The sequence below is a fragment of the Methanothermobacter wolfeii genome (assembly GCF_025397995.1).
In the GTDB taxonomy this organism is placed as follows: Archaea; Methanobacteriota; Methanobacteria; order Methanobacteriales; family Methanothermobacteraceae; genus Methanothermobacter; species Methanothermobacter wolfei.
The window spans coordinates 753,005-775,847 of record NZ_CP104550.1 but is presented as its reverse complement, the minus strand read 5'-3'; the positions used below and the strand labels follow the sequence as shown (position 1 = coordinate 775,847).

23 protein-coding genes are annotated in these 22,843 nt (G+C 49.7%); 7 read left to right on the top strand and 16 right to left on the bottom strand.

Features of this window, described 5'->3' with window-relative positions; translation table 11 throughout:
- Window positions 1-32: 32 nt before the first annotated feature.
- The 8 genes from N5910_RS04315 to uvrB form a co-directional block, all read right to left on the bottom strand.
- Window positions 33-866, bottom strand: coding sequence for a methanogen output domain 1-containing protein (locus N5910_RS04315; protein WP_074358884.1), 834 nt, complete (start codon window positions 864-866; stop codon window positions 33-35).
- 118 nt (window positions 867-984) lie between these two features.
- Window positions 985-2,112, bottom strand: a complete 1,128-nt coding sequence (locus N5910_RS04310) for a sensor histidine kinase (RefSeq protein WP_261599841.1) — start codon at window positions 2,110-2,112, stop codon at window positions 985-987.
- Entirely contained in the window at window positions 2,109-2,729 is a 621-nt protein-coding gene (locus N5910_RS04305) for a response regulator (RefSeq protein ID WP_261599840.1), read from the bottom strand. Before N5910_RS04305 ends, N5910_RS04310 begins: the two co-directional genes overlap by 4 nt.
- 25 nt (window positions 2,730-2,754) lie before the next feature.
- A complete protein-coding gene (locus N5910_RS04300; RefSeq protein ID WP_074358882.1) occupies window positions 2,755-3,189 on the bottom strand; it encodes a response regulator in 435 nt (144 codons plus the stop codon).
- Window positions 3,186-3,809, bottom strand: coding sequence for a sensor histidine kinase (locus tag N5910_RS04295; RefSeq protein ID WP_261599839.1), 624 nt, complete (start codon window positions 3,807-3,809; stop codon window positions 3,186-3,188). Before N5910_RS04295 ends, N5910_RS04300 begins: the two co-directional genes overlap by 4 nt.
- A 104-nt stretch (window positions 3,810-3,913) precedes the next feature.
- A complete protein-coding gene (locus tag N5910_RS04290; protein WP_261599838.1) occupies window positions 3,914-4,213 on the bottom strand; it encodes a hypothetical protein in 300 nt (99 codons plus the stop codon).
- Window positions 4,214-4,361: 148 nt separating this feature from the next.
- A complete protein-coding gene (uvrA, locus tag N5910_RS04285; RefSeq protein ID WP_074358881.1) occupies window positions 4,362-7,229 on the bottom strand; it encodes an excinuclease ABC subunit UvrA in 2,868 nt (955 codons plus the stop codon).
- A gap of 47 nt (window positions 7,230-7,276) precedes the next feature.
- Entirely contained in the window at window positions 7,277-9,220 is a 1,944-nt protein-coding gene (gene uvrB, locus N5910_RS04280; protein ID WP_074358880.1) for an excinuclease ABC subunit UvrB, read from the bottom strand.
- Between the two features lie 180 nt (window positions 9,221-9,400).
- Here uvrB and uvrC point away from each other — a divergent pair, with 180 nt between their 5' ends.
- The 4 genes from uvrC (at window position 9,401) to N5910_RS04260 (ending at window position 13,788) form a co-directional block, all read left to right on the top strand.
- Window positions 9,401-11,134 carry an excinuclease ABC subunit UvrC gene (gene uvrC, locus N5910_RS04275; protein ID WP_074358879.1) on the top strand — a complete coding sequence of 578 codons (1,734 nt, stop codon included), beginning with the start codon at window positions 9,401-9,403 and terminating at the stop codon, window positions 11,132-11,134.
- Window positions 11,135-11,287: 153 nt separating this feature from the next.
- A complete protein-coding gene (locus tag N5910_RS04270; RefSeq protein ID WP_261599837.1) occupies window positions 11,288-12,511 on the top strand; it encodes a methanogen output domain 1-containing protein in 1,224 nt (407 codons plus the stop codon).
- Window positions 12,512-12,564: 53 nt separating this feature from the next.
- On the top strand, window positions 12,565-13,284 hold the full coding sequence (locus N5910_RS04265; protein WP_238337987.1) for an ATPase domain-containing protein: 720 nt from the start codon (window positions 12,565-12,567) through the stop codon (window positions 13,282-13,284).
- Between the two features lie 150 nt (window positions 13,285-13,434).
- The gene (locus N5910_RS04260; protein WP_074358877.1) at window positions 13,435-13,788 is read left to right on the top strand and encodes a hypothetical protein; all 354 of its coding nucleotides are present in this window, start codon (window positions 13,435-13,437) and stop codon (window positions 13,786-13,788) included.
- A gap of 16 nt (window positions 13,789-13,804) precedes the next feature.
- On the opposite strand, the gene N5910_RS04255 is transcribed toward N5910_RS04260, so the two are convergent.
- Both N5910_RS04255 and N5910_RS04250 read right to left on the bottom strand, forming a co-directional pair.
- Window positions 13,805-14,827: a M42 family metallopeptidase gene (locus N5910_RS04255; protein WP_074358876.1), complete on the bottom strand. Its 1,023-nt coding sequence runs from the start codon at window positions 14,825-14,827 to the stop codon at window positions 13,805-13,807.
- A gap of 14 nt (window positions 14,828-14,841) precedes the next feature.
- Window positions 14,842-15,057, bottom strand: a complete 216-nt coding sequence (locus N5910_RS04250; RefSeq protein WP_074358875.1) for a hypothetical protein — start codon at window positions 15,055-15,057, stop codon at window positions 14,842-14,844.
- Window positions 15,058-15,285: 228 nt separating this feature from the next.
- Between N5910_RS04250 and N5910_RS04245 the strand changes: the two genes are divergently transcribed.
- The 3 genes from N5910_RS04245 to N5910_RS04235 all read left to right on the top strand — a co-directional run bounded on the left by N5910_RS04245 (window position 15,286) and on the right by N5910_RS04235 (window position 17,070).
- A complete protein-coding gene (locus tag N5910_RS04245; RefSeq protein ID WP_074358874.1) occupies window positions 15,286-16,032 on the top strand; it encodes a 4-phosphopantoate--beta-alanine ligase in 747 nt (248 codons plus the stop codon).
- Window positions 16,033-16,107: 75 nt separating this feature from the next.
- Window positions 16,108-16,653 (top strand): AAA family ATPase, encoded by a 546-nt coding sequence (locus N5910_RS04240; RefSeq protein WP_074358873.1) that lies wholly within the window; start codon window positions 16,108-16,110, stop codon window positions 16,651-16,653.
- A 33-nt stretch (window positions 16,654-16,686) separates the two neighbouring features.
- Entirely contained in the window at window positions 16,687-17,070 is a 384-nt protein-coding gene (locus tag N5910_RS04235; RefSeq protein ID WP_074358872.1) for an RNA-binding domain-containing protein, read from the top strand.
- Window positions 17,071-17,191: 121 nt separating this feature from the next.
- Here N5910_RS04235 and N5910_RS04230 read toward each other — a convergent pair whose 3' ends face one another.
- From N5910_RS04230 to N5910_RS04205, 6 genes are all read right to left on the bottom strand, one after another.
- Complete coding sequence (locus N5910_RS04230) at window positions 17,192-17,869, bottom strand: diphthine--ammonia ligase (RefSeq protein WP_074358871.1); 678 nt, start codon at window positions 17,867-17,869, stop codon at window positions 17,192-17,194.
- Window positions 17,870-17,893: 24 nt separating this feature from the next.
- Window positions 17,894-18,685, bottom strand: a complete 792-nt coding sequence (locus N5910_RS04225) for a hypothetical protein (protein ID WP_074358870.1) — start codon at window positions 18,683-18,685, stop codon at window positions 17,894-17,896.
- A 112-nt stretch (window positions 18,686-18,797) separates the two neighbouring features.
- Window positions 18,798-19,202, bottom strand: coding sequence for a PepSY domain-containing protein (locus N5910_RS04220; protein ID WP_074358869.1), 405 nt, complete (start codon window positions 19,200-19,202; stop codon window positions 18,798-18,800).
- 119 nt (window positions 19,203-19,321) lie between these two features.
- Entirely contained in the window at window positions 19,322-19,711 is a 390-nt protein-coding gene (locus N5910_RS04215; protein WP_191216516.1) for a hypothetical protein, read from the bottom strand.
- Window positions 19,712-19,721: 10 nt separating this feature from the next.
- Complete coding sequence (locus N5910_RS04210; protein ID WP_261599836.1) at window positions 19,722-20,771, bottom strand: hypothetical protein; 1,050 nt, start codon at window positions 20,769-20,771, stop codon at window positions 19,722-19,724.
- 2 nt (window positions 20,772-20,773) lie between these two features.
- A complete protein-coding gene (locus N5910_RS04205; RefSeq protein WP_261599835.1) occupies window positions 20,774-22,843 on the bottom strand; it encodes a hypothetical protein in 2,070 nt (689 codons plus the stop codon).

The window sequence follows — 22,843 nt, the reverse complement described above, 5'->3', positions numbered from 1 at the left end:
TGAAAGCTCAGTCTGGACGATAACATCTCCAGTTACTTCACACCAAACCTGAAGAGGCACCTTTCTCCCCCGTTCACGATGCGGTCCATAACCTCAAAGTTTCCTGGAAGTTTGCTCCATCCGAAGCTTAACCTGAGGATTCCCTCACAGTTAAGACAGAAGCCCGGATTCTTCCTGGCATCCTCGAACCACGGGCAGTTTTCAAATTCAACGTAGACGTTTTTATCATCCTCAAGGAACCCCACCCTCACCGTGAAGTTCTCAAATATATCCGCAACCCATGCAAGGTAGGCCTCAAGGCTGTCCTCATCGGAGTATTCCTCCATGTGGGCCTTAAATCCCGGTGCGAGTTCCTCTGTGATCCTCTCCCTGAATATGGCTGATAGAAGTTTCCTGATGGCATCCTCATCTGCTTCGGCCGATGGCATTGCATTGATGATGAAGTTGTAGAAGTCTGAGATTATCTGCTTCTTCATCAGCTCCTTCTCCCTCATGGCGGCCCGGTGTCTGTATATGGCCATCTCTATATTTGCGTTGAGCTCAGAGGATTTGAAGGGTTTGACTATGTAACCGTAGGGCTCGGTGACCTTGGCGCGTGTGAGCATCTCCTCATCGGCGTAGGCTGTCAGGTAGATTATGGGTATGTTGAACCTGTCCCTGATCTTCCTGGCCGCCTCTATACCGTCCATTTCACCCTTGAGGACAATGTCCATGAGGACAAGGTCCGGTTCATGGATCTTACTGGCCCTTATGGCGTCTTTGCCTGTTGAGACTGTATCAACAACCTCATGACCCATTGTCTCAAGTTTATGTTTTATTCCCATGGCAACTATTGCCTCGTCCTCAACAACAAGAATTCTGGCCATAAAAATACCTCTTGACTATCAATCAGATATTGTCTTCCTTCACTGACGATTAAGGAGGGCTGTTACCCCCATCATATTTCATGTATCTGTAAGTCCTTGCAGATTACAGCAGATGCCCTCAGAACCTCCTGTGGTATTCAACTTCGGTGAAGGTTATTATGAACTCCGCTGGCCTTTTGATTTCAAGTTCCCCGTTTATCTGCTCCACAAGGTTCTTAACTATCCGCAGCCCCAGGGTGTTCACCCTTTCCGGGTCAAGGTCCTCTGGCAGTCCCACGCCATCATCAGATATCAGCATCCTGTAGCAGTCCCCCCTTCTTTTAACCTCAACCGTGACCTCACCCTCACCGTCAGGGAAGGCGTATTTAAGGGAATTTGATACCAGTTCATTGATTATGAGGCCGCATGGGATGGCTGTCTCTATGTTGAGCCTTATATCCTCAACCTTTACCCTTGCATTCACCCTTTTTCCGGTTCCATAGGACTCCAGGAGGTCCCCGATGAGCGTCTTGATGTAGTCCCTGAGGTTTATGCTGGACACATCCCTTGACTCATAGAGTTTCTCGTGTATGAGGGATATGGCGTCTATCCTGTGCTGGCTCTCCCTGTAGAGTTCCTCAAGGCGGGGGTCGCTGGTTGTGGATGCCTGGAGCATCAGCAGCGTTGATATTATCTGGAGGTTGTTCTTGACCCTGTGGTGGATCTCCCTTAAAAGGAGTTCCTTCTCCCTCAGGGACTTTCTGAGGCGTTCCTCCACCATCTTCTTCTTTGTTATGTCCATGAGGGATATGAGGCATTTTTCACCTGGAAGGGTGACCATGGTTGCAAAGAAATTCCCCTCATCACCCCTCCTGCTCTGAAGCCTGACTTCAAAGTTTCTGGGTATTGCATCGGGTTTTAAGAGCCTGAGCTTGTGGTATGCCTCGATCCTCCCCCTGTCTGATGGATCAACAAAGTCTGTGAGTTTCATCTGCCCCTGAATCTCACCCCTGCTGTAACCTGAGAAACTCTCGAAGGCGCCGTTAACAAGTTCTATTACCATGTCACTGCCACAGATCAGTGTAAGTGTACCTGTGTTCTCAAATATGACCCTGTACTCCTCCTTCCTGGATTTGAGTTCCTTTTCAATGTGTTTCTGGTAGGTTACATCCTTACCCAGGAGGTAGATGATCTTCTCCCCGCCCATGTCCACGGCCGTCATGGACACGTCCAGCAGACGACCCCTCAATCCAACATTGAACTTCACAAGGCCGCTCTCACCATGGTGAAAAGCTTCCTGAAGTCATCCTCCCTTACCCATTCACGGAGGTTCTTTCCTGTGATATCCTCATGGAATGATTTCAGGAACCCGGCGGCGGCCGGGTTGACGTCGAGGACGGTTCCATCGGTTGCGCAGATGAATATGGGGTTCCCTGATTTCTCAAAGAGGGCCCTGTATTTCCTTTCACTCTCCTCAAGGGCCCTCTGGGCCTCTTTGATCTTCCTCTCCTCAGCAGCCTCATCAAGGGCTCTCCTTACTGCAAGGGGGAGCTTTGAAAGGTTGCTCTTCAGCACGTAATCCGTTGCCCCGGCCTTCAGCATCTCAACAGCGAATTCTTCCCCTATCTTCCCGCTCACAAATATAAAGGGTATGTCATTTTTTTCCTTGACTATTTTAAGGGCTGACACCCCGTCAAAGCTGGGGAGGGAGTGGTCTGCCAGGACTATGTCAGGTTTGAATTCATCAAGGGCCCTTCTGAAGGAATCCTCATCATCTGCTGTGACATGGTCAAACTCAATACCGTCCCTTTTAAGTTCCCTTACGATGAGCTCTGCATCAATGGGTACGTCTTCAAGTATCAGCACCTTAACCCTGTCTGCCATTCTAAATCCTCTGAAAGATTCCCTGCTATTCAGGTGGCTGGTTTATAAGCATCCAGTAGAAGCCGAGGGTGGACACGGCACTTATAAACTCATCAAACTCCACCGGCTTGCTGACGTAACTGTTAACTCCAAGCTTATAGCTCTCAACTATGTCCTCATCCTCCTTGGAGGATGTGAGTACCACTACGGGTATCCTGCTTGCTGTCTCATCCCTCTTGATTTCCTGGAGGACTTCAAGCCCATCGACCTTGGGCATCCTGAGGTCCAGGAGGATGAGCTTCGGTATGTTCCCGGGGTCCCTGTCTGCGTACTTTCCCCTTGCAAATATGTAATCAAGGGCCTCTTCACCATCCTTAACCCAATGAAGCTTGTTTGCAAGGTTGTTCTTCTTAAGTGCCCTCATGGTAAGCTCTGCATCTGTTGGGTTGTCCTCAACCAGCAGTATGTCCGCATCAATCATTCTCTCACCGCCTTTGGAAGTGTGAAGTAGATGGTGGCTCCCCTGTCAACTTCACCCTCACCCCAGACCCTTCCTCCATGCCTCCTTATAATCCTCTGGACTATTGAAAGCCCCACGCCGGTGCCCTCGAATTCATCGGAGCTGTGGAGTCTCTGGAAGAGTCCGAAGAGTTTATTCACATACTTCATATCGAAGCCGGCCCCGTTGTCCCTGACGTAATACACGTATTCATCGTCCTCCTCATAGAAGCCAACCTCTATCCTTGCAGGGTTCCTCTCCCGGGTGAACTTGATGGCGTTGGAGAGGAGGTTGCTGAGCACCTGGGTCATGAGGGCCCGGTCCGCATAGGCCGGGGGAAGATCAGCAACCGAGAACTCTATGGCCCTGTCCTCCTGATCTGCAAGTTCCCTGTATACGGACTCTGTAAGGGCCTTCATGTCGAGCCTGTCAAGTTTCATATCCTGTCTTCCGGCCCTTGAGAGCATGAGTATGTCATCGATGAGCTGCCCCATCTTCTTGGTGTTATCCCTTATGATTCCAAGGAGCCTGACACCCTCCTCATCAAGTTTGTCCTCATAGTCCTCCACGAGTATCCTTGAAAACCCATCTATCGCCCTCAAGGGGACCCTGAGGTCATGGGATACAGAGTATGCGAAGGCTTCAAGCTCCTTATTTGCATCTTCCAGTCTCTCTGCCTGCCTTTTAAGTTCCCTGTTAAGTTCCCTCAGGACCGGACCTTCTCAACCCTCTCAATGAGAAGGGCCACCATGACTATGAAGAGCATCAGGAGAACCAGCCTGAAGAGCTCATCGGGGAGGTTAATTCCGGCTGCACCGGCCATTGGCTGGATAAGAATAAGCGCCGTGAAGACTGCCACTAGAAGCAGGGCCATTCTCACAGACTTCAGAGAGGGTCGTCCAATGGTTATGAGGGGTAGAAACATTGCGATTCCAGGATTCCAGTTAACTGCAAGCATCATGATGGATGCTGCAATGATCATCGAGATCTCCTCAAGGTATTTCATGATTACCACATAGAATTTCTGTGCCACTTCATATAAAAAATTTCCTCAATTCTCTGCTGCTGTGAAAAATAGGGGAATGATCTCAGGATAATGGTCTGAAAGCCCTTTACTAAGTCCTGGAGGGAGAAATGGATGATCATGGAGGGAATTATTTGGCCGTGTCCTTCTCGGCCACCTCACCCCCGGAGGATCTTTCAGCGAGGACCTCCCTCAGGAAGCGGCCTGTATGTGTCCCTGAAGCTGCAACCTCCTCAGGTGTCCCCTCTGCAACCACAAGTCCTCCACGGTCACCTCCCTCTGGGCCCAGGTCTATGATGTGGTCCGCTGACTTTATAACGTCAAGGTTGTGTTCTATGACAACCACGGTGTTCCCTGCATCAACAAGGCGTCCCAGGACGTCCAGGAGCCTCCTTATATCATCGAAGTGGAGTCCTGTTGTGGGTTCATCAAGTATGTAGAGGGTTCTGCCTGTGCTCCTCCTGCCCAGCTCCTTTGCAAGTTTAACCCTCTGGGCCTCCCCTCCAGAGAGGGTTGTTGCGGGCTGGCCGAGTTTTATGTAGCCAAGGCCCACATCGTAGAGGGTCTGGAGTTTGCTCCTGAGTGATGGTATGTTCTCAAAGAATTCAAGGGCCTCCTCAACGGTCATCTCAAGGACCTCTGCAATGTTCTTCCCCCTGTACCTTATCTCGAGGGTTTCATCATTGTATCTACGCCCCCTGCATACCTCACATGGCACGTAGACGTCTGCAAGGAAGTGCATCTCTATCTTGATTATACCATCACCGCTGCAGGCCTCGCAGCGCCCACCCTTGACGTTGAAGCTGAACCTGCCCGGACGGTAACCCCTCTTCTTTGCCTCGGGTGTCTGGGCGAAGAGTTCCCTTATAGGTGTGAAGACACCGGTGTAGGTCGCCGGGTTTGATCTGGGCGTCCTCCCTATTGGTGACTGGTCTATTATCACGACCTTGTCAATGTGTTCAAGCCCCTCGATGTCCCTGTGGCTTCCTGCGTTCATGTGCTTGTGGTTCAGGAGCTCGTAGACGCCCCTGTAGAGTATCTCGTTCACCAGGGTGCTCTTACCTGACCCCGAGACCCCGGTGACGCAGGTGAAGAGGCCCACAGGGAACCTTACATCGATGTCCCTGAGGTTGTTCTCCCTCGCCCCCCTCACTGTGATGTACCTTCCTGATGGCTTCCTCCTGAACTCGGGTACCGGTATGGTTTTCCTTCCTGAGAGGTATGCGCCTGTGAGGGATTCAGGGTCCTCCATTATCTCCTCGGGCGTTCCCTGTGCAACCACGTGGCCCCCGTGTTCGCCTGCCCCTGGTCCTATGTCAACCACGTGATCGGCGGAGCGTATTGTCTCCTCATCGTGTTCCACCACTATCAGGGTGTTTCCAAGGTCCCTGAGCCTCTCGAGGGTCCTTATGAGGCGCCTGTTGTCCCTCTGATGCAGTCCTATGCTTGGCTCATCCAGTATGTAGAGTACCCCCACAAGGCCCGAGCCTATCTGGGTTGCCAGCCGTATCCTCTGGGCCTCTCCGCCTGAAAGCGTCCCTGATGACCTTGAGAGTGTGAGGTAGTCGAGGCCCACATCCACGAGGAAGTTCAGCCTTTCACGTATCTCCTTGAGGACCTCCCTTCCAATGTACTCCTCCCTCTCGGTGAGTTCAAGGGATTCGAAGAAGTCCCTGGCCTCTGAGATTGACATCTCGGTGACTTCATGTATTGATTTACCCCCGACGGTAACTGAGAGGCTCTCTGGTCTGAGCCTGCTTCCCCTGCAGACCGGACACGCATGGTTGCTCATGAACTTCCCTATATAGGTCCTCATGTAGTTAGATTTTGTCTCCATGTAGATCCTTTCCATCCTGGGTATCACGCCCTCGAATCGCCTGTTAACCCTGTAGGTCCTGTTTTTCCTCTGAAATACGAACTGTATCTTTTCATCGGTCCCGTAGAGTACTGCTCTTCTGTGTTCCTCTTTAAGGTCCCTGAAGGGTGTGTCGAGGCTGAAGCCGAAGTGATCCGCCACGGCCTCTAGCATCTGGTGGTAGTAGTTATCCCTTTTCCCTGATTTACTCCAGGGTACGATGGCGCCCTCATTTATGGACCTCTCGGGGTAGGGCACCACCAGGTCAGGGTCGATTTCAAGCTTGCTTCCAAGGCCATTGCACTCGGGGCATGCTCCGTGGGGACTGTTGAAGGAGAACATCCTGGGGCTTATCTCCTCAAAGTTTATGCCGCAGTCAGGGCATGCGAAGTGTTCACTGTAGACCTTCTCCTCGCCGGTGTCATGGTATAGTACCTTTATTGTACCCTCACCGAGCTGGAGTGCTGTTTCAACGGAATCTGCCAGTCTCTTCCTGAACTCCGTGTCCTTCCTGACTGCAAGGCGGTCCACAACCACCTCTATTGAGTGCTTCCTGTTCTTTTCAAGGTTGAAGTCCTCCCCGAGTTCATGTATCTCGCCATCCACACGTACCCTTGCAAAGCCCTGGCCCCTGAGCCTCTCAAAAACCCGCTGGTGTTCCCCCTTACGGTCCCTTATCACGGGGGCGAGTACAAGGATCCTTGCGCCCTCATCATCTTCCATTATACTGTCCACTATCTGGGTGGATGTCTGCTGCTGTATCTCCCTCCCGCATACATAGCAGTGGGGTTTACCTATCCTTGCAAAGAGCAGCCTCAGGTAGTCATAAATCTCTGTTATGGTCCCCACGGTTGAACGCGGGTTCACCCTCGTGGTTTTCTGGTCAATGGATATTGCAGGGGATAATCCTTCAATGTAGTCTATCTCAGGCTTCTTCATCTGTCCGAGGAACTGCCTTGCATAGGCTGAGAGGGACTCCACGTACCTCCTCTGGCCCTCGGCGTATATCGTGTCAAAGGCGAGTGAGGACTTCCCTGACCCGCTTATACCTGTTATAACTATGAACCTGTCCCTTGGCAGTTCAAGGTCAATGTCCTGGAGGTTGTGCTCCCTCGCACCCTTAATAACTATCTTTCCACTCATATGATACCTCAATAATCTTAATCTATCAGAGAATGACTCAATAATCGCTAACCTTGTGAACCCTTAAGGGACATTATCTGGTCCCTGAGTCTGGCTGCCCTTTCAAATTCAAGGTTCCTTGCAGCTGCACGCATCTCAGCCTCAAGGTCCTTTATAAGGACCCTGAGCTCATCAGGGGGTATCTCCCCGGCATCAATCTTTTCAGGGTCCTTCTTCTCTTTAAGGGTTCTCCTTGTGCTCCGGGGTTTTATGCCGTGTTTCCTGTTGTATTCTATCTGCAGCTTCCTTCTTCTGTTGGTGGTCTCAACGGCGGCCCGCACAGAATCCGTCAGCCTGTCAGCGTATATGATCACCTGGCCGTTAACGTTCCTTGCCGCCCTCCCTATAGTCTGTATGAGGGATGTTTCTGATCTGAGGAACCCCTCCTTATCGGCATCAAGTATGGCCACCAGTGAAACCTCTGGAAGGTCCAGGCCCTCCCTCAGGAGGTTCACACCCACCAGGCAGTCGAATTCACCCCTCCTGAGGTCATCGATGATTTCAACACGCTCAAGGGTGTCTATCTCCGAGTGGAGGTACCTCACCTTTATCCCCATCTTTGAATAGTAGTCGGTGAGGTCCTCGGCCATCCTCTTTGTAAGGGTTGTTACAAGGACCCTCTGGCCCCTGGAGATCCTCTTCTTTATCTCTGCCAGCAGATCATCCACCTGTCCCCTGACCGGCCTCAGCAGGACCTCAGGGTCAACGAGTCCTGTTGGCCTTATGATCTGCTCAACCACCCTCTGGCTCCTTGAAAGCTCATATCTTCCGGGTGTTGCTGAGACGTATATCACCTGTTTGATGCTCTCCTGGAATTCATCGAAGCGCAGGGGCCTGTTCTCCTTTGCACTGGGGAGTCTGAAGCCATACTCCACCAGGGTATTCTTCCTTGCCCTGTCACCATTGTACATGCCCCTTATCTGGGGTACCGTGACATGGGACTCGTCTATAACCGTTAGGAAATCATCGGGGAAGTAGTCAAGTAGGGTGTTGGGTTTTTCACCCCACTTCCTACCGCTGAGGTGCATGGAGTAGTTCTCTATACCCTGACAGTAACCCATCTCCCTGAGCATTTCAATGTCGAAGAGTGTCCTCTGCTCCAGTCTCTGAGCCTCAAGGAGTTTGTTCTGACTCCTGAGGACCCTTAAACGATCCTCGAGTTCCTCCTCTATGGATTTTATGGCCCTCTCAAGGCGGTCTTCCGGTATCACGAAGTGTTTGGCGGGGAATATGGTTATCCTTTCAAGTTCCTGGAGCCTTTTACCCGTCACCCTGTGGACCAGTGATATTGAGTCCACCTCGTCACCGAAGAGCTCTATCCTTATGGGTGGGGTTCCATGGACCGGGTTAACCTCTATGGTGTCCCCGCGGACCCTGAACTGGCCCCTGTTGAATTCAACGTCGTTCCGCTCGTACTGCATGTGGACCAGGTTTGAGAGTATCTCCTCCCTGTCCATCCTGGAGCCCACCTCAAGGTGTATGGTGAATTCACCGTAATCCGCGGGGGCTCCTATACCGTAGATGCAGGAGACGCTTGATACGACGATGACATCATCCCTTGACAGGAGGGCCTGGGTTGCGGAGTGCCTCATACGGTCTATCTCATCATTTATTGAGGCCTCCTTGTCAATGTAGGTGTCTGTCTGGGGTATGTAGGCCTCCGGCTGGTAGAAGTCATAGTAGCTGACGAAGTACTCGACGGCGTTTTCCGGAAAGAACTCCCTGAACTCCTCATAGAGCTGGGCTGCCAGTGTCTTGTTGTGGGAGATTACAAGGGTGGGTTTCTGGACCTCCTCAATGACATTGGCGATTGTGAATGTCTTCCCTGACCCTGTAACACCCAGAAGGGTCTGTTCCCTCATCCCGGATCTTATACCGTCAACAAGGGATCTTATGGCCTTTGGCTGATCCCCGAGGGGTCTGTAATCAGATACCAGTTTAAATTTCATCACAGATCACTGAAAATAAGGACCTTTATGGTGAAGATATATTTTAGTGTAGCATTATATATAGGTTGTGTAGTGTGAAACTGTTTACCCTGAAGCGAATAAGATACTTGTATAGGCTGTGCAGAGCGGAACCGTTTACCATAACGTATGAACTATTAATGAAATACTGGATGGGAGGATAAATTGAGGGTTAAGGACTACCGTGAACTTCCAGATAAGACCGGAGTCTACATATTCCGTGACAGCAGGGGCCAGGTCCTCTATGTTGGTAAATCCATCTCCCTGAGGAAGAGGGTTTCATCCTACTTCAGGGAGAACGATAACCCCAAAACCCGGGCCATGATGCGGCACCTTGACAGTATAGAGTACATACTCACAGGGAATGAGAAGGAAGCCCTGATACTCGAATCAAACCTTATAAAGAGGTACAGGCCCCCCTACAATGTCAGGCTCAAGGATGATAAGAGGTACCCCTTCATAAAGATCACTGACGAGGAGTACCCCAGGGTCCTCATAACAAGGACCATAGGAGGGGACTCCGCAAGGTACTTCGGCCCCTTCACTGACACCGGCGCCGTCAGGAAGACCCTGAAGTTCATAAAGTCCCTCTTCAGGGTCAGGAGCTGCAGGAGGATGGATGGTCCATGCCTCAACAGTCAGATAGACCTCTGCCACGCCCCGTGCTCGGGGGGTATAAGCAGGGAGGACTACATGGAGATCATTGACAGGGTTGAGCTCTTCTTCCAGGGCCGCTACACCGAGATCATAGATGAGCTTGAGGTCGAGATGAATGAAGCCGCCGGGAACCTTGAATTTGAGAGGGCCGCCATCATACGTGACCAGATTGAATCAATACGTGATGTTATGGAGAGACAGTACGCTGCATTCACCGACTCTCTTGACCAGGACATCATAGCCTCAGAGGGTTCAGGGGATACATCTGCCGTTGTGGTGCTGCAGATACGTGACGGGAAGATAATAGGGAAGGATGACTTCATAATGAAGGGGTCCGCCACGGACACCGAGGTCATGGAGGCCTTCATAAAGCAGTACTATGGCATCCCCAGGTACATCCCGGGGGAGATAATCGTGAACCACCCTGTCAGGGACGCCGTGATAGAGGAGTGGCTCTCTGAACTCAGGGACGCCCCTGTCAGGATCCACTCACCGGCTGGGGGTGCAGGGAGAAGGCTCCTTAACATAGCACGGAGGAATGCTTCGGTGATCCTCAAACAGAAGAGTAAAAGGAGGGACGTGCTCCTTGAACTCAGGGATGAGCTGAAACTTCCAGGGATACCCGGAAGAATTGAGGGCCTTGACATATCAAACATAGGAGGAGAGTCGGCTGCCGGTTCGGTGGCCGTCTTCATTGATGGTAAACCTGCACCCTCACAGTACAGGAGGTACCGTATCAGGACGGATGGACCCGATGACTATGCCATGATAAGGGAACTTGTTGAAAGACGATACTCAAACCCTGAACTGGATAAACCTGACCTTATACTCATTGACGGCGGGAAGGGCCAGCTCAGATCAGCCCTTGAGGGTCTGAGGTCGGTGGGGGTTGATGTGCCCGTAATAAGCATAGCAAAGAAGAGGGAGGAGATCTACGTCCCCGGCCTTTCCAGTCCCGTGGAGGTATCAGAAGGCCCCCTCCAGGTCTTAAGGCATCTCCGTGATGAGGCCCACAGGTTCGCTGTCAGCTACCACAGGAAGATGCGTGAGAAGAGTTCCCTGGAATCAGAGCTTGACAGCATAAGGGGTGTTGGTCCCATGAGAAAGAGAGCCCTTATGGAGCACTTCGGGAGCCTGGATGAACTTGGAAGGGCAAGTGTTGAGGAGATCATGGCCGTCAGGAACATGAACAGGGATGTTGCAGAGAGGATCCACAGCCACTTCAGGGCCAGGAAACCCTGAATAAACCCATCCTTAATGTTAATGACGCTTCAACACCACCACGGTGCCCTAAGACCCTTCAATAAGTATTTATAGTCATAGGAACATATCACTAACGATAGCCGGAATTATTATTAAAGGATGTGCCGGGAGGATTTCATGTCACCCACGAGTTTGCTTGTTGTTGAGGATGAAAGTATAGTTGCCATGGACATCAAACACAGGGCCGAGGGCCTGGGGTACCGTGTTGTTGGCATGGCCGCCTCCGGCGAGGAGGCTATTGAATTGGCCCGTAAGGAGAAACCGGACCTTGTCCTCATGGACATCGTCCTCAAGGGTGAAATGGACGGTATACAGGCCGCGGATGTCATAAAGGAGGAGCTCAACATACCAGTTGTTTATCTTACAGCCTACTCCGATGAGAAGACCCTCAACCGTGCGAAGCTCACAGGACCCTTCGGTTACATAATAAAGCCCTTTGAGGACCGTGAACTTCACAGCGCCATCGAGGTGGCCCTCTACAAGCACAAGATGGACAGCAAACTCCAGGAGAGTAAGGAAAGATACAGGGCACTCATCGAGAGGTCCCCTGACTATATAATGCTCCTTGACTCCGAATCAAGGATAATACTCGTAAACAGGGCATTTGAGAAACTCACGGGTCTCAGGAGGGACACGCTGAAGGGTAAAAGGGTTTCAATCCTCCAGAAGAAGGGTTTCATTTCAGAGAAAACCCTGGCATCCCTATCTGAACTTAAGGGTTCAGAGAAAACATTTGAGGCTGAATTCTTTGATTTTAAAGGTGAAAGGCGCTTCATTGAGGTCCATGCGGCGTCCATTGAGACGGCGACCGAGAGGGGTCTAATCCAGGTAATAGGCCATGACATCACAGACAGAATCGAGGCCGAGAAAAAGAGGGAGGAACTCATCAGGGAAAGGTCAAAGGCTGAACTCTATGGCTTCGTTGTCTCGGCCGTTCCTGTCTTCGCATCATCCATCCCTCCCCAGCTGCGTAATGCCATCATAAAGAATTTTGCTGATCGTTTTGAGAAGAACATTAAACCCAACTTCCAGAGGACCATGGATAAACTCGGTCTCTCAGGTGGTGCCGATACAAACAGGGTCTTTATGGCCTACATAGAATGGCTTTCATCCTTCCTTGGGAACCTGGGAATCGAGACTGAGCTTCGAAGAGAGAAGGCGAGGTACATACTTGAATTTAAAACCTTCCCATGGATAGACGAGGCAAGGAAGAACCCAATATTCTCCCTGATATTCAGGGCCATGCTGATGAGGAGCTTCACATGGACCGGTATAAGGGGAAGCGTCATACAGACATCAACACTCAGGAGCAGGGATGAGAACATGACATTCGAATTCCACCTCACTGAAAAATAATTCCCTGAAATGGGGGAAGCAACCGAAGAATATTACTGATAGGGGGTTTTTGATTGAGTGATGAAGGGATACAGAGGATAGGGACGGGTGTAGAGGGCCTTGATGAGATAATAGGCGGATACCCTGTGGGGAGGAGCATTCTTATCACGGGTGATGCCGGTTCAGGGAAGACCATCATGGCGCTTCAGTTCGCGATCCAGAGCGCCAGGGCAGGGCTCAGGACCCTTTACATAACAACAGAGGAGGATGAAACCGACCTCAGGATCCAGTGCAGCTCCCTGGGCTGGGACATCGGTGACCTCCTGGAACCAGGCACCCTGCGTATACTGAGCCTGACGGCAGTGAAGGCCAGGCTCACCGAGGCAGAGATGCACATCGGCGCAGAACCCATAAAGGGAAACCTCAAGAAGATAATCAGTGAGATCCCCGATGATATTGAAGTCCTGGTCATTGACAGTATCGGGAGTCAGACAGAGAAGCTGACAACATACGAGTTCAGGGACCAGTTCGACCTTCTTATCTATGAGCTCAAAAAAAGGAACATAACCACCCTGATCATACTTGACAGCGCAACCTCAAGGGAATTCAATGAGATAGCGCTCTTTGCCGTCTACGGCGCCATAAGGCTTATAAAGAGGGAGAACCCCTACACCGGTAGAAGAGAGAGGGTCATGGACATCATCAAGATGCGCAGTACAAGGACCCCCGTGGAGTTCATACCCTACATGATATCGGATGATGGGCTCCGTGTGATTGAAGTCCCTGAGGAATAGGCCCTGAAATTCTCCCATGGAAAACTTTTTTTAAATCTCATGGAAAGTTTCTGCCTTTAACATCGTGTCCCTGCACACCAGCATCAGTAATAATTATATATGATAATATATTATTAATTATTATCTGTAATTTCACCAGGGGGTGATTGGTTGAAGAAGATTCTGATAAGGATCTTTGAAATCAGTAGACAGTACGAATTCTTTGAAGAGGCTATAGTTCCTGAGAAAAGTAAAGGACAGTACGAATTCCCTGAAATGACCATGGTCTTTGAGAAAACCGCCGATGATATGCTGAGAAGAAGACCTGCCATCCCTGAAGAAGGGAACGGGGGTCCTCAATATATAGTGGAGGTGTATGACCAGTGGGATGACAGTCCATCAATATTCTATCTGGACTCCCGGAAAAGAATAATTGAACTGGATGCCGCTCATCGGGGTGTGAAAACACCCTGCGAGGAACTGAGCTCCGGGAAAAGAATAATGGAACCGGACTTAAACCAGTGAAAAAATAGGTGAGTTTTTAGAGTCTTTCAATGGCTTTAACGAGGAGGTCAACCGTCATCTCAATGTCCTTCATGCTCGCCATGCTCACTGTTGTATGGATGTACCTTGTTGGGACAGAAACCACACCGGCTGGTACACCATCCCTTGTGAGGTGTATTGCGGTTGCATCGGTTGTACCCCCCTCACTCACCTCAATCTGCACTGGAATATCCTCTTCCTCCGCGGTTTCAATGAGCCACTCCCTTACACGTGGATGGGTGATGATACCCCTCCCACTGGCATCGGTCAGTATAATGGCAGGTCCCTTACCAAGCTTAGCAGGTGCCTCATCCTCCTTCATACCCGGGTGATCCCCTGCAATGGTGACATCAAGGGCAACGGCCATGTCAGGGTTTATCCTGAAGGCAGATGTCCTGGCACCCTTAAGGCCAACCTCCTCCTGGACCGTGCCAACACCGTACACGGTGGCCTCTGAGTTAACCCTCCTGAGGACCTCAATCATGACCAGACAGCCTATACGGTTATCAAGGGCCTTACCCGTAAACCTGGAGTTTGGGAGTTCAGCGTAGGGGGCCTGGAAGGTTATCGGGTCACCCACAGAGACAAGTTCCTCTGCCTCCTCCCTTGAGGATGCACCGATATCAATGAACATGTTATCATGGGTTGTTACCTTCTTCCTCTCAGCAGCCTTCATCCTGTGAGGCGGCTTTGACCCTATCACGCCTGCAACCCTGCCCTGCTTTCCATGTATCCAGACAGCCTGGTTGAGGATCATCTGGTCGCTGATACCACCTATCTTTGAAAACCTGATGAATCCCTTCTTGTCTATGTGCCTCACCATGAGTCCGATCTCATCCATGTGGGCTGCCAGCATGATAACCGGACCTGAACCCCTCTTAACGGCGATTATGTTACCGAGACTGTCCTCCTCTATTTCATCAACATGATCTGCAAGTTCAGATGCAATAATATCCCTTACCTCATCCTCAAAGCCAGAGACTCCACTGGCAAGTGAAAGTCGCTTCATGAGTTTCTTCATATAACCACCATGAATCATTTTTTAAGTGACTTAATAAGTACCAGAAGTCCTATAATCACCAGAAGGGCCTGGGGCCAGAACCTTGAATACTGGGGCGGTATTATACCCGCAGCAAAGGCAAACCAGAGTATTCCTATGATGATCAGTATGATTCCAAGGTAGACTCCCCAGAGACTCCTGTCTGATGGCGGTCTGCGTGGTTTACGGTTAATTTCAACTTCATCTTCCATATCTATCCCTCCTAATTAGTATATTGGATTTTATATAAAAGTTTAGGCACCTGTGAATGACACCTCATGAAAACCCGGCAGCCATGTGAACATGATAAAGGACATGAGCTGTCATTCTCCGCCCTTTCCAGAACATCGCGAGGCCACAGTGTGGCCCTGATACAGCATTGCACATCAAGTAATCCGTCCTGATAAACTTATTATACTGGTAGAGTGCAATAGATTAACATGATTTCAGAGGACCATCCACGCTACCATTCACTGAGGCTCAGGGAGATGATAGTGGATGCCTGGCAGAGGGGCATCCTTGCAGATTCAGGGATGATAGCACACGGGAGAGGCGAAGCCTTCGATTACCTCCTGGGAGAGGAGACCACTAAACCAGCAGAAAGGGCTATAAGGGCGGCTGCAGCTGCACTGCTCCTCGCCAGGAAGCCTGTATTATCGGTTAACGGTAACACAGCAGCACTTGTCCCCGGTGAAATGGTTAAACTGGCACGCGAATTAAAGGGTAAAATTGAGATCAACCTCTTCCACCGGACCCCCAGGCGGGTGAAGCTGATAGAGGAGGTCCTGAGGGATAAGGGGGCTGATGAGGTCCTTGGAGTGGATAAACTCACCCATATTGACGGGATCATGAGCCCGAGGGCCACGGCAAGCCCTGATGGTATCTACAGTGCAGACGTTGTCCTCGTACCCCTTGAGGACGGTGACCGTACAGAGATCCTGAGGAAATCAGGTAAAACTGTTATAACAGTCGACCTCAACCCCCTCTCAAGGACATCAAGGATGGCGAGTATAAGCATAACAGATAACATAGTAAGGGCTGTGCCTGCCATCACAGCCTCTGTCAGGGAACTCAGGGGGAGTGAAAGGGAGGAACTTGAGAGGATCCTTGAGGAATTTGATAACAGGGAGAACTTGAGAGAAACCATTAAATTACTTGACATCAGAAGATACAATCCAGAACTTTAACCTAGAAGAGTAGGAAATACTTGACACCAGAAAATACAATCCAGAACTTTAACCTAGAAAGATAAGAGTGGGACAATGATGGTTATTGGAGTTTCAGGGATGCCCGGTGCAGGGAAGGGCGTTGTATCAAGGATAGCTGAGTCCATGGGATTCGTGGTTATACGGATGGGGGATGTTATACGGGATGAAGCACGGAGGAGGGGTGAAGACCCTGGTGTAACCGCGGTCAGGCTAAGGAAGGAACATGGAAAGTACGTTGTCGCTGAAAAATGTGTTGAGATCATAAAGAACTCTGATGCAGACATGTTCCTCATAGAGGGGATCAGGAGCCCCTACGAGGTTGAGATATTTAAGAGGAACTTCCCCGGCTTCAGGGTGATATCCATATTCTCAAGCCGGAAGACAAGGTTCAGAAGACTTAAGAGGCGTAGAAGAGAGGATGACTCATCAGAATACACTAAATTTGTTGAAAGGGATGAAAGGGAACTTGGATTCGGCATAGGGGATGTTATAGCATCCTCAGATTACATGATAGTCAATGAGGGCCCGATATGGAAAATAAAAAAACAGGCCGAATCCATAATTAAAAAGCTCGTGAGAAAACATGGGAAAGGTGAATAAAACCTAATATCCCTTTAACATGGAGGAAGGTTAATGGAATGTAAGGTAACCATCAGAGCCCCTGTTAAACCCACAGAGAATCCTGATAAGGTTTCAGAGGCCATAACCAACGTCTTCCCTGGAATTGAACCTGAAATTCAGGAAGAAATGATCACAGGACAGGGGGGCCTTGAAGACCTCATGGAACTCAGGGAAGCCCTTGAGAAGAGAAGGATACGCTCAACAGCAAGGACCGTGCTCCTCAACAATATGAGGGGCAACTCAACCATGATGTACATTAACAAGCAGGCAGCACTTATAGGAAGGGTTAATGTCCTTGAAGAACCCGTCTCTGCCCTCGGAGATATCATGGTGAAGGTAAGATGTGATGATATAACAGGATTTATAGACTGGCTGACCCCCAGAATAGCTGATTAAGGTTCATCCTGAACCTCAAAGAGTGAATTATACAGAGGAACGGCCCTCTCCGTAACCTGCAACCTAAAAATAACCCATCTAGAGGAAAAGGTCTCTTTGAAACTACACACAACCTAAAAAATCATTTATCCACAAGAACAGCTTTTTTTATATCAATAAAACCGTTATCAAAGAACCATTTCTTCTCATATTCAACTATTTCAAGCCTCTTACTGAATATGGGCCCGTCAAGGACCAGGGATTCTGCTTCACCCCCCTCAAAGGCGGGGTTTATACCGTACCTTTCACTGAGATCTGCAAGTTCAGCTATCATCCCCCTGTCAATTATCCTCCCAAGCCATGACTCATCAAGCCCCTCAGCTGCAACGGCGGTCACCATAACCTTAAATCCAAGGTCAACAATCTCCTCCATATACTCCAGGGGATCCCTCTGCCATAGGGGTGCGACTGACCTCAGACCAAGCCTGCTGCAGATGGAGTCTATCCTTGACTTCTGGTATTCAGAATAGAGGGCTCCTGAGTAGACTGCCTCAACACCCTGCCCTTTGAGCTCCTCAAGTATCCCTGCAAGGTCCTCAACCTCTTCCTCCTCAACACCCTCAGTTTCTGCTTCAATCAGCGGTATCCCCACGGCCTCTGAGAGGAGCCTTGTGAGTCTGATGTTGGGCACATGGTACATGTGGGACTCACTGTTCTCCGATACCATCGATAAAAGGAATAGGACCTCGGACTCCCTTAGGGCATGGTAGAGTGCCATTGTACTGTCCTTGCCACCTGAATATAGAACCACGGACTTCATGATCTTTTACTCCATCCAGGAATCTCATGCCTCCCTGCCCCTTATCTTCCCGATGAATGCTATGATGGAATCTATGAAGACACCTGCAATACCTGTTAACATGCCAAGGAATCCGCAGAACAGTATTATGTTGGACTTATCAGGTAATGCTGCCTTAAAAGCAGCAGCCTTCTCCTCTGCAGGTCCTTTAATCCCTGTTACCACAACATCCCTTGCCTGGAGGTAGGAAACGATTGAATCCACCTTATCTGGCCTTACAGTCACCACAAGGTGCACTGCACTGTAACATGTATTTATACCTCCGGTGTACATGAGCCACTCTGAAAGGGTATCGAGGGTCCTGACAGGGTTATGGCCCTTTTTAACCTGGAGTATTATTGTCCCGTTGGTGTGAACCTGCCAGGAGGTTATATTGGGGTCTATCAATGAAATCTTATCCTCTATTATACGTTTACGGCTCTCTGAGAATCTGTCAGTTTTCAGGAAGATCCCTTCAGAGTAGACGGCCTCAACACCATCCTGGGCAGAGAGTTCATCCATAAACCTTAGTATATCCTTACCTGCTGATACGTCGGCGGTGATGGTTTCATTCACATCGGAGGTTGACATGTAAATGTTCCTTACGATGAAGGGGAGTTCATCATAGACCGGTGATATGAGAAAGATCCCTCCAATAACCCCCGCAATGAATCCTATGAATATCACAAAGAAAATGTTTTTCTTCCCGATTACAGGTGTCATGAGCCCTGCAGAGAATATGAACCCAAGGAGAAGAATGAAAAGAGCCAGCATCACGATTACAGTCAGCGTATCCATGTTATCCACCAGGAATCCTTGTGAGATCAGTTATCATTAGTATATCCATGCTCCACTTAAATATGTTGTGATTCTGGTAAATTATGGTTTTTCTGACCATGAAGACAAGTATTTAACTGAACTCCCTGCTTCCAAGGATCTCCCCATCTTCTAACCTTACATAGACCTCCCTCACGGTTTTCCCACCCCTCTGGAGTGGAACAACCCATACAGGTATCTGTGTGCCGTTGATATTTATTGAACCCATTGTGGGGTCGCCTGCGGTGTACCCTGATTCAGCCGCTATCTGCCTCGCCTCCTCGGCTGTGATATTCCCTGTATTATTTTCTGTACTGCCGGTACTGTTATATTCAGGGAAGGGCATCGGGACAGGCTCTGGCTGCTGATCTCCCGAGTTATTTGAAAGGGATACCCTCTCTCCGCCGCCCATTGAAAGGTAAGAGTAGGCTGTTATGGATAATCCTATAATCACTATGAGGCCAAGTGCTTTATACTCCCATCTTAGGTCATCCAGCAATCTATAATCCTCCTAAATCAGTTCATGGTTTTGCTAAACGTACTCAATAGCCATATGGTATGCGGGAAGATATCATGATTATACGGTACCATTCCTTCCATCAACATACAGAAATTACTTCATATCCGAGTTATAATCACCGTACCATTCCTGTTCATCACGGTATATTTTCCGGGTGTCATGTTGGTTGTGGTGACATTGACCTTGGGGATGATGTCCAGGTTCACTGTATATGTCCCGTAAAAGACCCTGACCTCACCGTTCCTCACTTCAACCGTACAGTTAAGATGGGATGGTATTGTTATATTTGCAGCGAATCCCGGTCCATTGGTGTAGGCTGCATTGACAGCTCCTGCCACGCGTTCGCCGACCATCCTTGCCTCTCCAAGTTCCCCAGTCTGCGTCCTTGAGAGTTCATTGTTAACCATTGCCACCATCCCCGCCATTATCAGTATGGCTATGAGGGTTGCGAAGATGAAGTCTATGCTTAAAATACCCTTATCATCCATTAAACCACCATTAAGTGTAATTATTTGCTGCAAGTCCAAGAAGATCCTTATATGTCTGGGAGAGGCAGAACAGGGCGCCCAGGGGGTCGCTCATGTCACTGCCCCTCACCCTTATGGCTGTACCTGGAATTCCCCTGAAATAGTCCCTATCAACCTTTGAGATGTACTGGTTACCGTTATGGTCCTCAAGGAGCGGATCCCCGAGGATGAAGGTGCTCATACGGGTATATTCCGGGTCAGCTGATGTTGAACGGTTCTCAAGTCTATCAAAGAATGAAAGTCCGTAGGGGTCAATGAAGTAGTAGGAGCGTGGTGTTATATTGCTGGGGTTATCTGTTCCGTTTAAACAGTACCACAGGTTCTGAAGGTGGCTGTCACTATCAACGTTCTCATTCATACGGTAATCTCGATATGAGCCGTTAGTTGCATAGTATGGGTACTTGTATATGACGTTACTCTGACGAAACTTTGTGTTTATCCAGATGTAGGGGTCCTCTATACCCTCAATGCTCACATAGGCTGATGTTGGTGGTAACCTGAACTCATATACCTGCTCCTTCTGAACTATCCTTATCGGTATACCCCCACGTATATTCACCTTGAAGCCGAAGGGGTCATCCTGTGTTATGTTAACATCTGCCATTGTGAATGTGGCGCTTGTATAATTTGTTATGGGGATGTCGTTTATGTATATCTGACGCCCTGTCTGCCTTTCAAGTTCAAGGGACGTGTTTATAACGTTATAGTTTATTGCATCAACTATGTTACCTGTTATATTTGCCTTGCTTGTTCCATGGGGGAAGAACTCTGCGTTATCAATAACATTCCTTGATGCATTGTATGCAGCATTACGCCCAGCGTCTGCTGCAGCCTTTTCAATGGTTGAGTATATGGAGGCTGCCACGGTGACGGTAACGTCCCCCCCTGTTGCAAGGCCGGCCAGCATGTTGGCCTCATTGACTATGTTGCCATAGGATATTGCGATTATAATGACCGGTATGAAGAGGAGCACTGCAAGTGGTGTGAATGCATATCCATCCTCATCGTGGATTATTCTCATAATCAACTCCTCCATAGTGTCAGTCTGACGGGTAACGAGTTGGGGATATCCCCTGTGTAGAGTGCCTCCGTCTTTATGAGGCGTTCATCTATGGTGTAACCTGACTGTCTGAGCATGTCGATAAGCTCCTGTTTAGCCAGGGCCTGGGCCGTGTAGGCGTCATTTGAGTACTGGGTGGCCCACATGTTTGCAAGGAACTTGGGGTAGATGACGGCGACACGTGTACCGGAGTAGATCTCTGCATTGGAGTCGCCTGACTCCCAGCCCTGCCCTGAGTTTACTGTCACGCGGATATTATATGTGCCGGGTCTTGTACTGTAGTTGCCAGGACTGCCTGTTGCGAATATCCTGCTTCCAGCAGCATCAATTGCCCCGATATCCAGTGAGAAGGGGACAGGGCCGCTGTAGAGCTGGGTCCAGGCACTTGTTGAGTTTTTAACCTCGACCTTCACTGATTTTGTATCAAGACCTGCGCCCACAAAGAGCAGGACTTTCTTGGCGTCTGGGCCAATGGTGAATTGTCTTACAGGTGCTGATACATTGGTTGAGTTCTGGTAGCTGTTGAAGGGGTAGTTGTTCCACTGGATTGGGAGAGACGTGTAGGAGACTGTGGTGTAGGAGTCAACGAGTCCAACAAGGTCATAGTCCTGCCCGGGAACGTTATCCCATATCGTAACCCGGACCTTATTTGTCTGACCTGCCCGCAGGTAGTCCCTCACATAAATTATGCCCGGGACGTTACCGTATCCATCACGGACTGTACTGTAGGTTACCCCTCCATAGTTGAAGGAACAGAAGGCCACGTTCCATGCTGTACCATTCCAGACCTCCACCAGGGCATTGTCCACACCACCATAGGGGTTCACGATGGTGTAGGCGTCCAGTATCCTTGAACCGGCAGGTATGGGTATATCCTGGGTAACGCTGACTGCGCATCCATCAGCCCCTCTTCCATTAACATTATCGATTACAAATGGAAGTCCATCAGAGTATATATGGTTCTGCCTCACCATGCTACTCCAGGCTATCACCCTCCTCGTATTGAGGTTCGTGACAGTACCCTTGTTGAGGTCATATATACGGCCATAACCCATGGTCCCGTTCAGGTCGAGCCTTGTCTGGCTGGGCACGGCCAGTCCAGCAGCATCATTGAACTGGTAGGTTCTGGTGATGATACCCTTGGGCACCTTTATGGTGGTGGTGTAGTTTGCTATGATTGAAAACCATGGAAGGTCATAGTCAGAGTAACCAGTTGTGGTCATGTTGGTGAACCGTACATAGAAGTTGTTGGCGCCCCCTGTGAGGGAGGTGATGTTGCCCTGGTAGTTGTACATTCGCTCCCTTGTTGTGCCAGGTCTCAGGTTGAGGAATGTGAAGCTGTCATTCCCTACAATGTGGGGTACGTTGTTTATTACAACGTTCGCGCCGTAGGATGACCTGTTCACTCTGTTGCATGATCCCATCAGGAATTTTCCCCAGTGGATATTTGTTGATGGGACAGAGAAGCTGATGTTCCTGGGGCTTGTCTTGTAGCCCCAGTAGGGTCTTGAATAAAGTTGGTTCCAGAAGTTGGTTAACCAGTTGTGGAAGTTCCAGACCGTCGTGGTTGAGTTTATCTCTTGGTCCTCAAGGGTCACCTCCTCCTGCTTGTACCATGCACGTCCGAGCCAGCCCTCCTCAGGCCCCGAGATTACAATGGCCCTTGATGCTGTGTCCCTTGCGACAAGTATTCCGCTATCATTCCTTATGGCAGGGTAGGTGCCTATCTGGAATTCATACCCGACCCCTGGTGGGAGGATGGAGTTAAGATCCTGTTTTATGAGGTTCTCTGCACCTGCAGTATTGTTTCTTGAGTACATTGCGGCTGCAGAGTAGAGTGTCCCGTCCTCCCTCATGATGTCAAGGGCATCCGCCGCCATGGTCTCGAGGTGCTGGTGATCAGAGCCCATGTATGATGGGAGTGCAAAGTAGGTTGCAATTGAAGCTGTCAGGATGAATACCACTATAAGTGCAAGTACAGCATCTGTTGTGAATATTAATCCACCCTCATCGCTGCTAAGATCACGGATCAT

Excerpts from the sequence above, each read along its gene's own strand:
- N5910_RS04305 (WP_261599840.1), bottom strand. The coding sequence starts at position 2,729 with ATGGCAGACAGGGTTAAGGTGCTGATACTTGAAGACGTACCCATTGAT.
- N5910_RS04235 (WP_074358872.1), top strand. The coding sequence starts at position 16,687 with ATGGAATGTAAGGTAACCATCAGAGCCCCTGTTAAACCCACAGAGAAT.
- N5910_RS04300 (WP_074358882.1), bottom strand. The coding sequence starts at position 3,189 with ATGATTGATGCGGACATACTGCTGGTTGAGGACAACCCAACAGATGCA.
- N5910_RS04245 (WP_074358874.1), top strand. The coding sequence starts at position 15,286 with ATGATTTCAGAGGACCATCCACGCTACCATTCACTGAGGCTCAGGGAG.
- N5910_RS04290 (WP_261599838.1), bottom strand. The coding sequence starts at position 4,213 with ATGAAATACCTTGAGGAGATCTCGATGATCATTGCAGCATCCATCATG.
- N5910_RS04205 (WP_261599835.1), bottom strand. The coding sequence starts at position 22,843 with ATGATCCGTGATCTTAGCAGCGATGAGGGTGGATTAATATTCACAACA.
- uvrA (WP_074358881.1), bottom strand. The coding sequence starts at position 7,229 with ATGAGTGGAAAGATAGTTATTAAGGGTGCGAGGGAGCACAACCTCCAG.
- N5910_RS04240 (WP_074358873.1), top strand. The coding sequence starts at position 16,108 with ATGATGGTTATTGGAGTTTCAGGGATGCCCGGTGCAGGGAAGGGCGTT.
- N5910_RS04255 (WP_074358876.1), bottom strand. The coding sequence starts at position 14,827 with ATGAAGAAACTCATGAAGCGACTTTCACTTGCCAGTGGAGTCTCTGGC.
- N5910_RS04230 (WP_074358871.1), bottom strand. The coding sequence starts at position 17,869 with ATGAAGTCCGTGGTTCTATATTCAGGTGGCAAGGACAGTACAATGGCA.
- N5910_RS04225 (WP_074358870.1), bottom strand. The coding sequence starts at position 18,685 with ATGGATACGCTGACTGTAATCGTGATGCTGGCTCTTTTCATTCTTCTC.
- N5910_RS04315 (WP_074358884.1), bottom strand. The coding sequence starts at position 866 with ATGGCCAGAATTCTTGTTGTTGAGGACGAGGCAATAGTTGCCATGGGA.
- N5910_RS04215 (WP_191216516.1), bottom strand. The coding sequence starts at position 19,711 with ATGGATGATAAGGGTATTTTAAGCATAGACTTCATCTTCGCAACCCTC.
- N5910_RS04250 (WP_074358875.1), bottom strand. The coding sequence starts at position 15,057 with ATGGAAGATGAAGTTGAAATTAACCGTAAACCACGCAGACCGCCATCA.
- N5910_RS04210 (WP_261599836.1), bottom strand. The coding sequence starts at position 20,771 with ATGAGAATAATCCACGATGAGGATGGATATGCATTCACACCACTTGCA.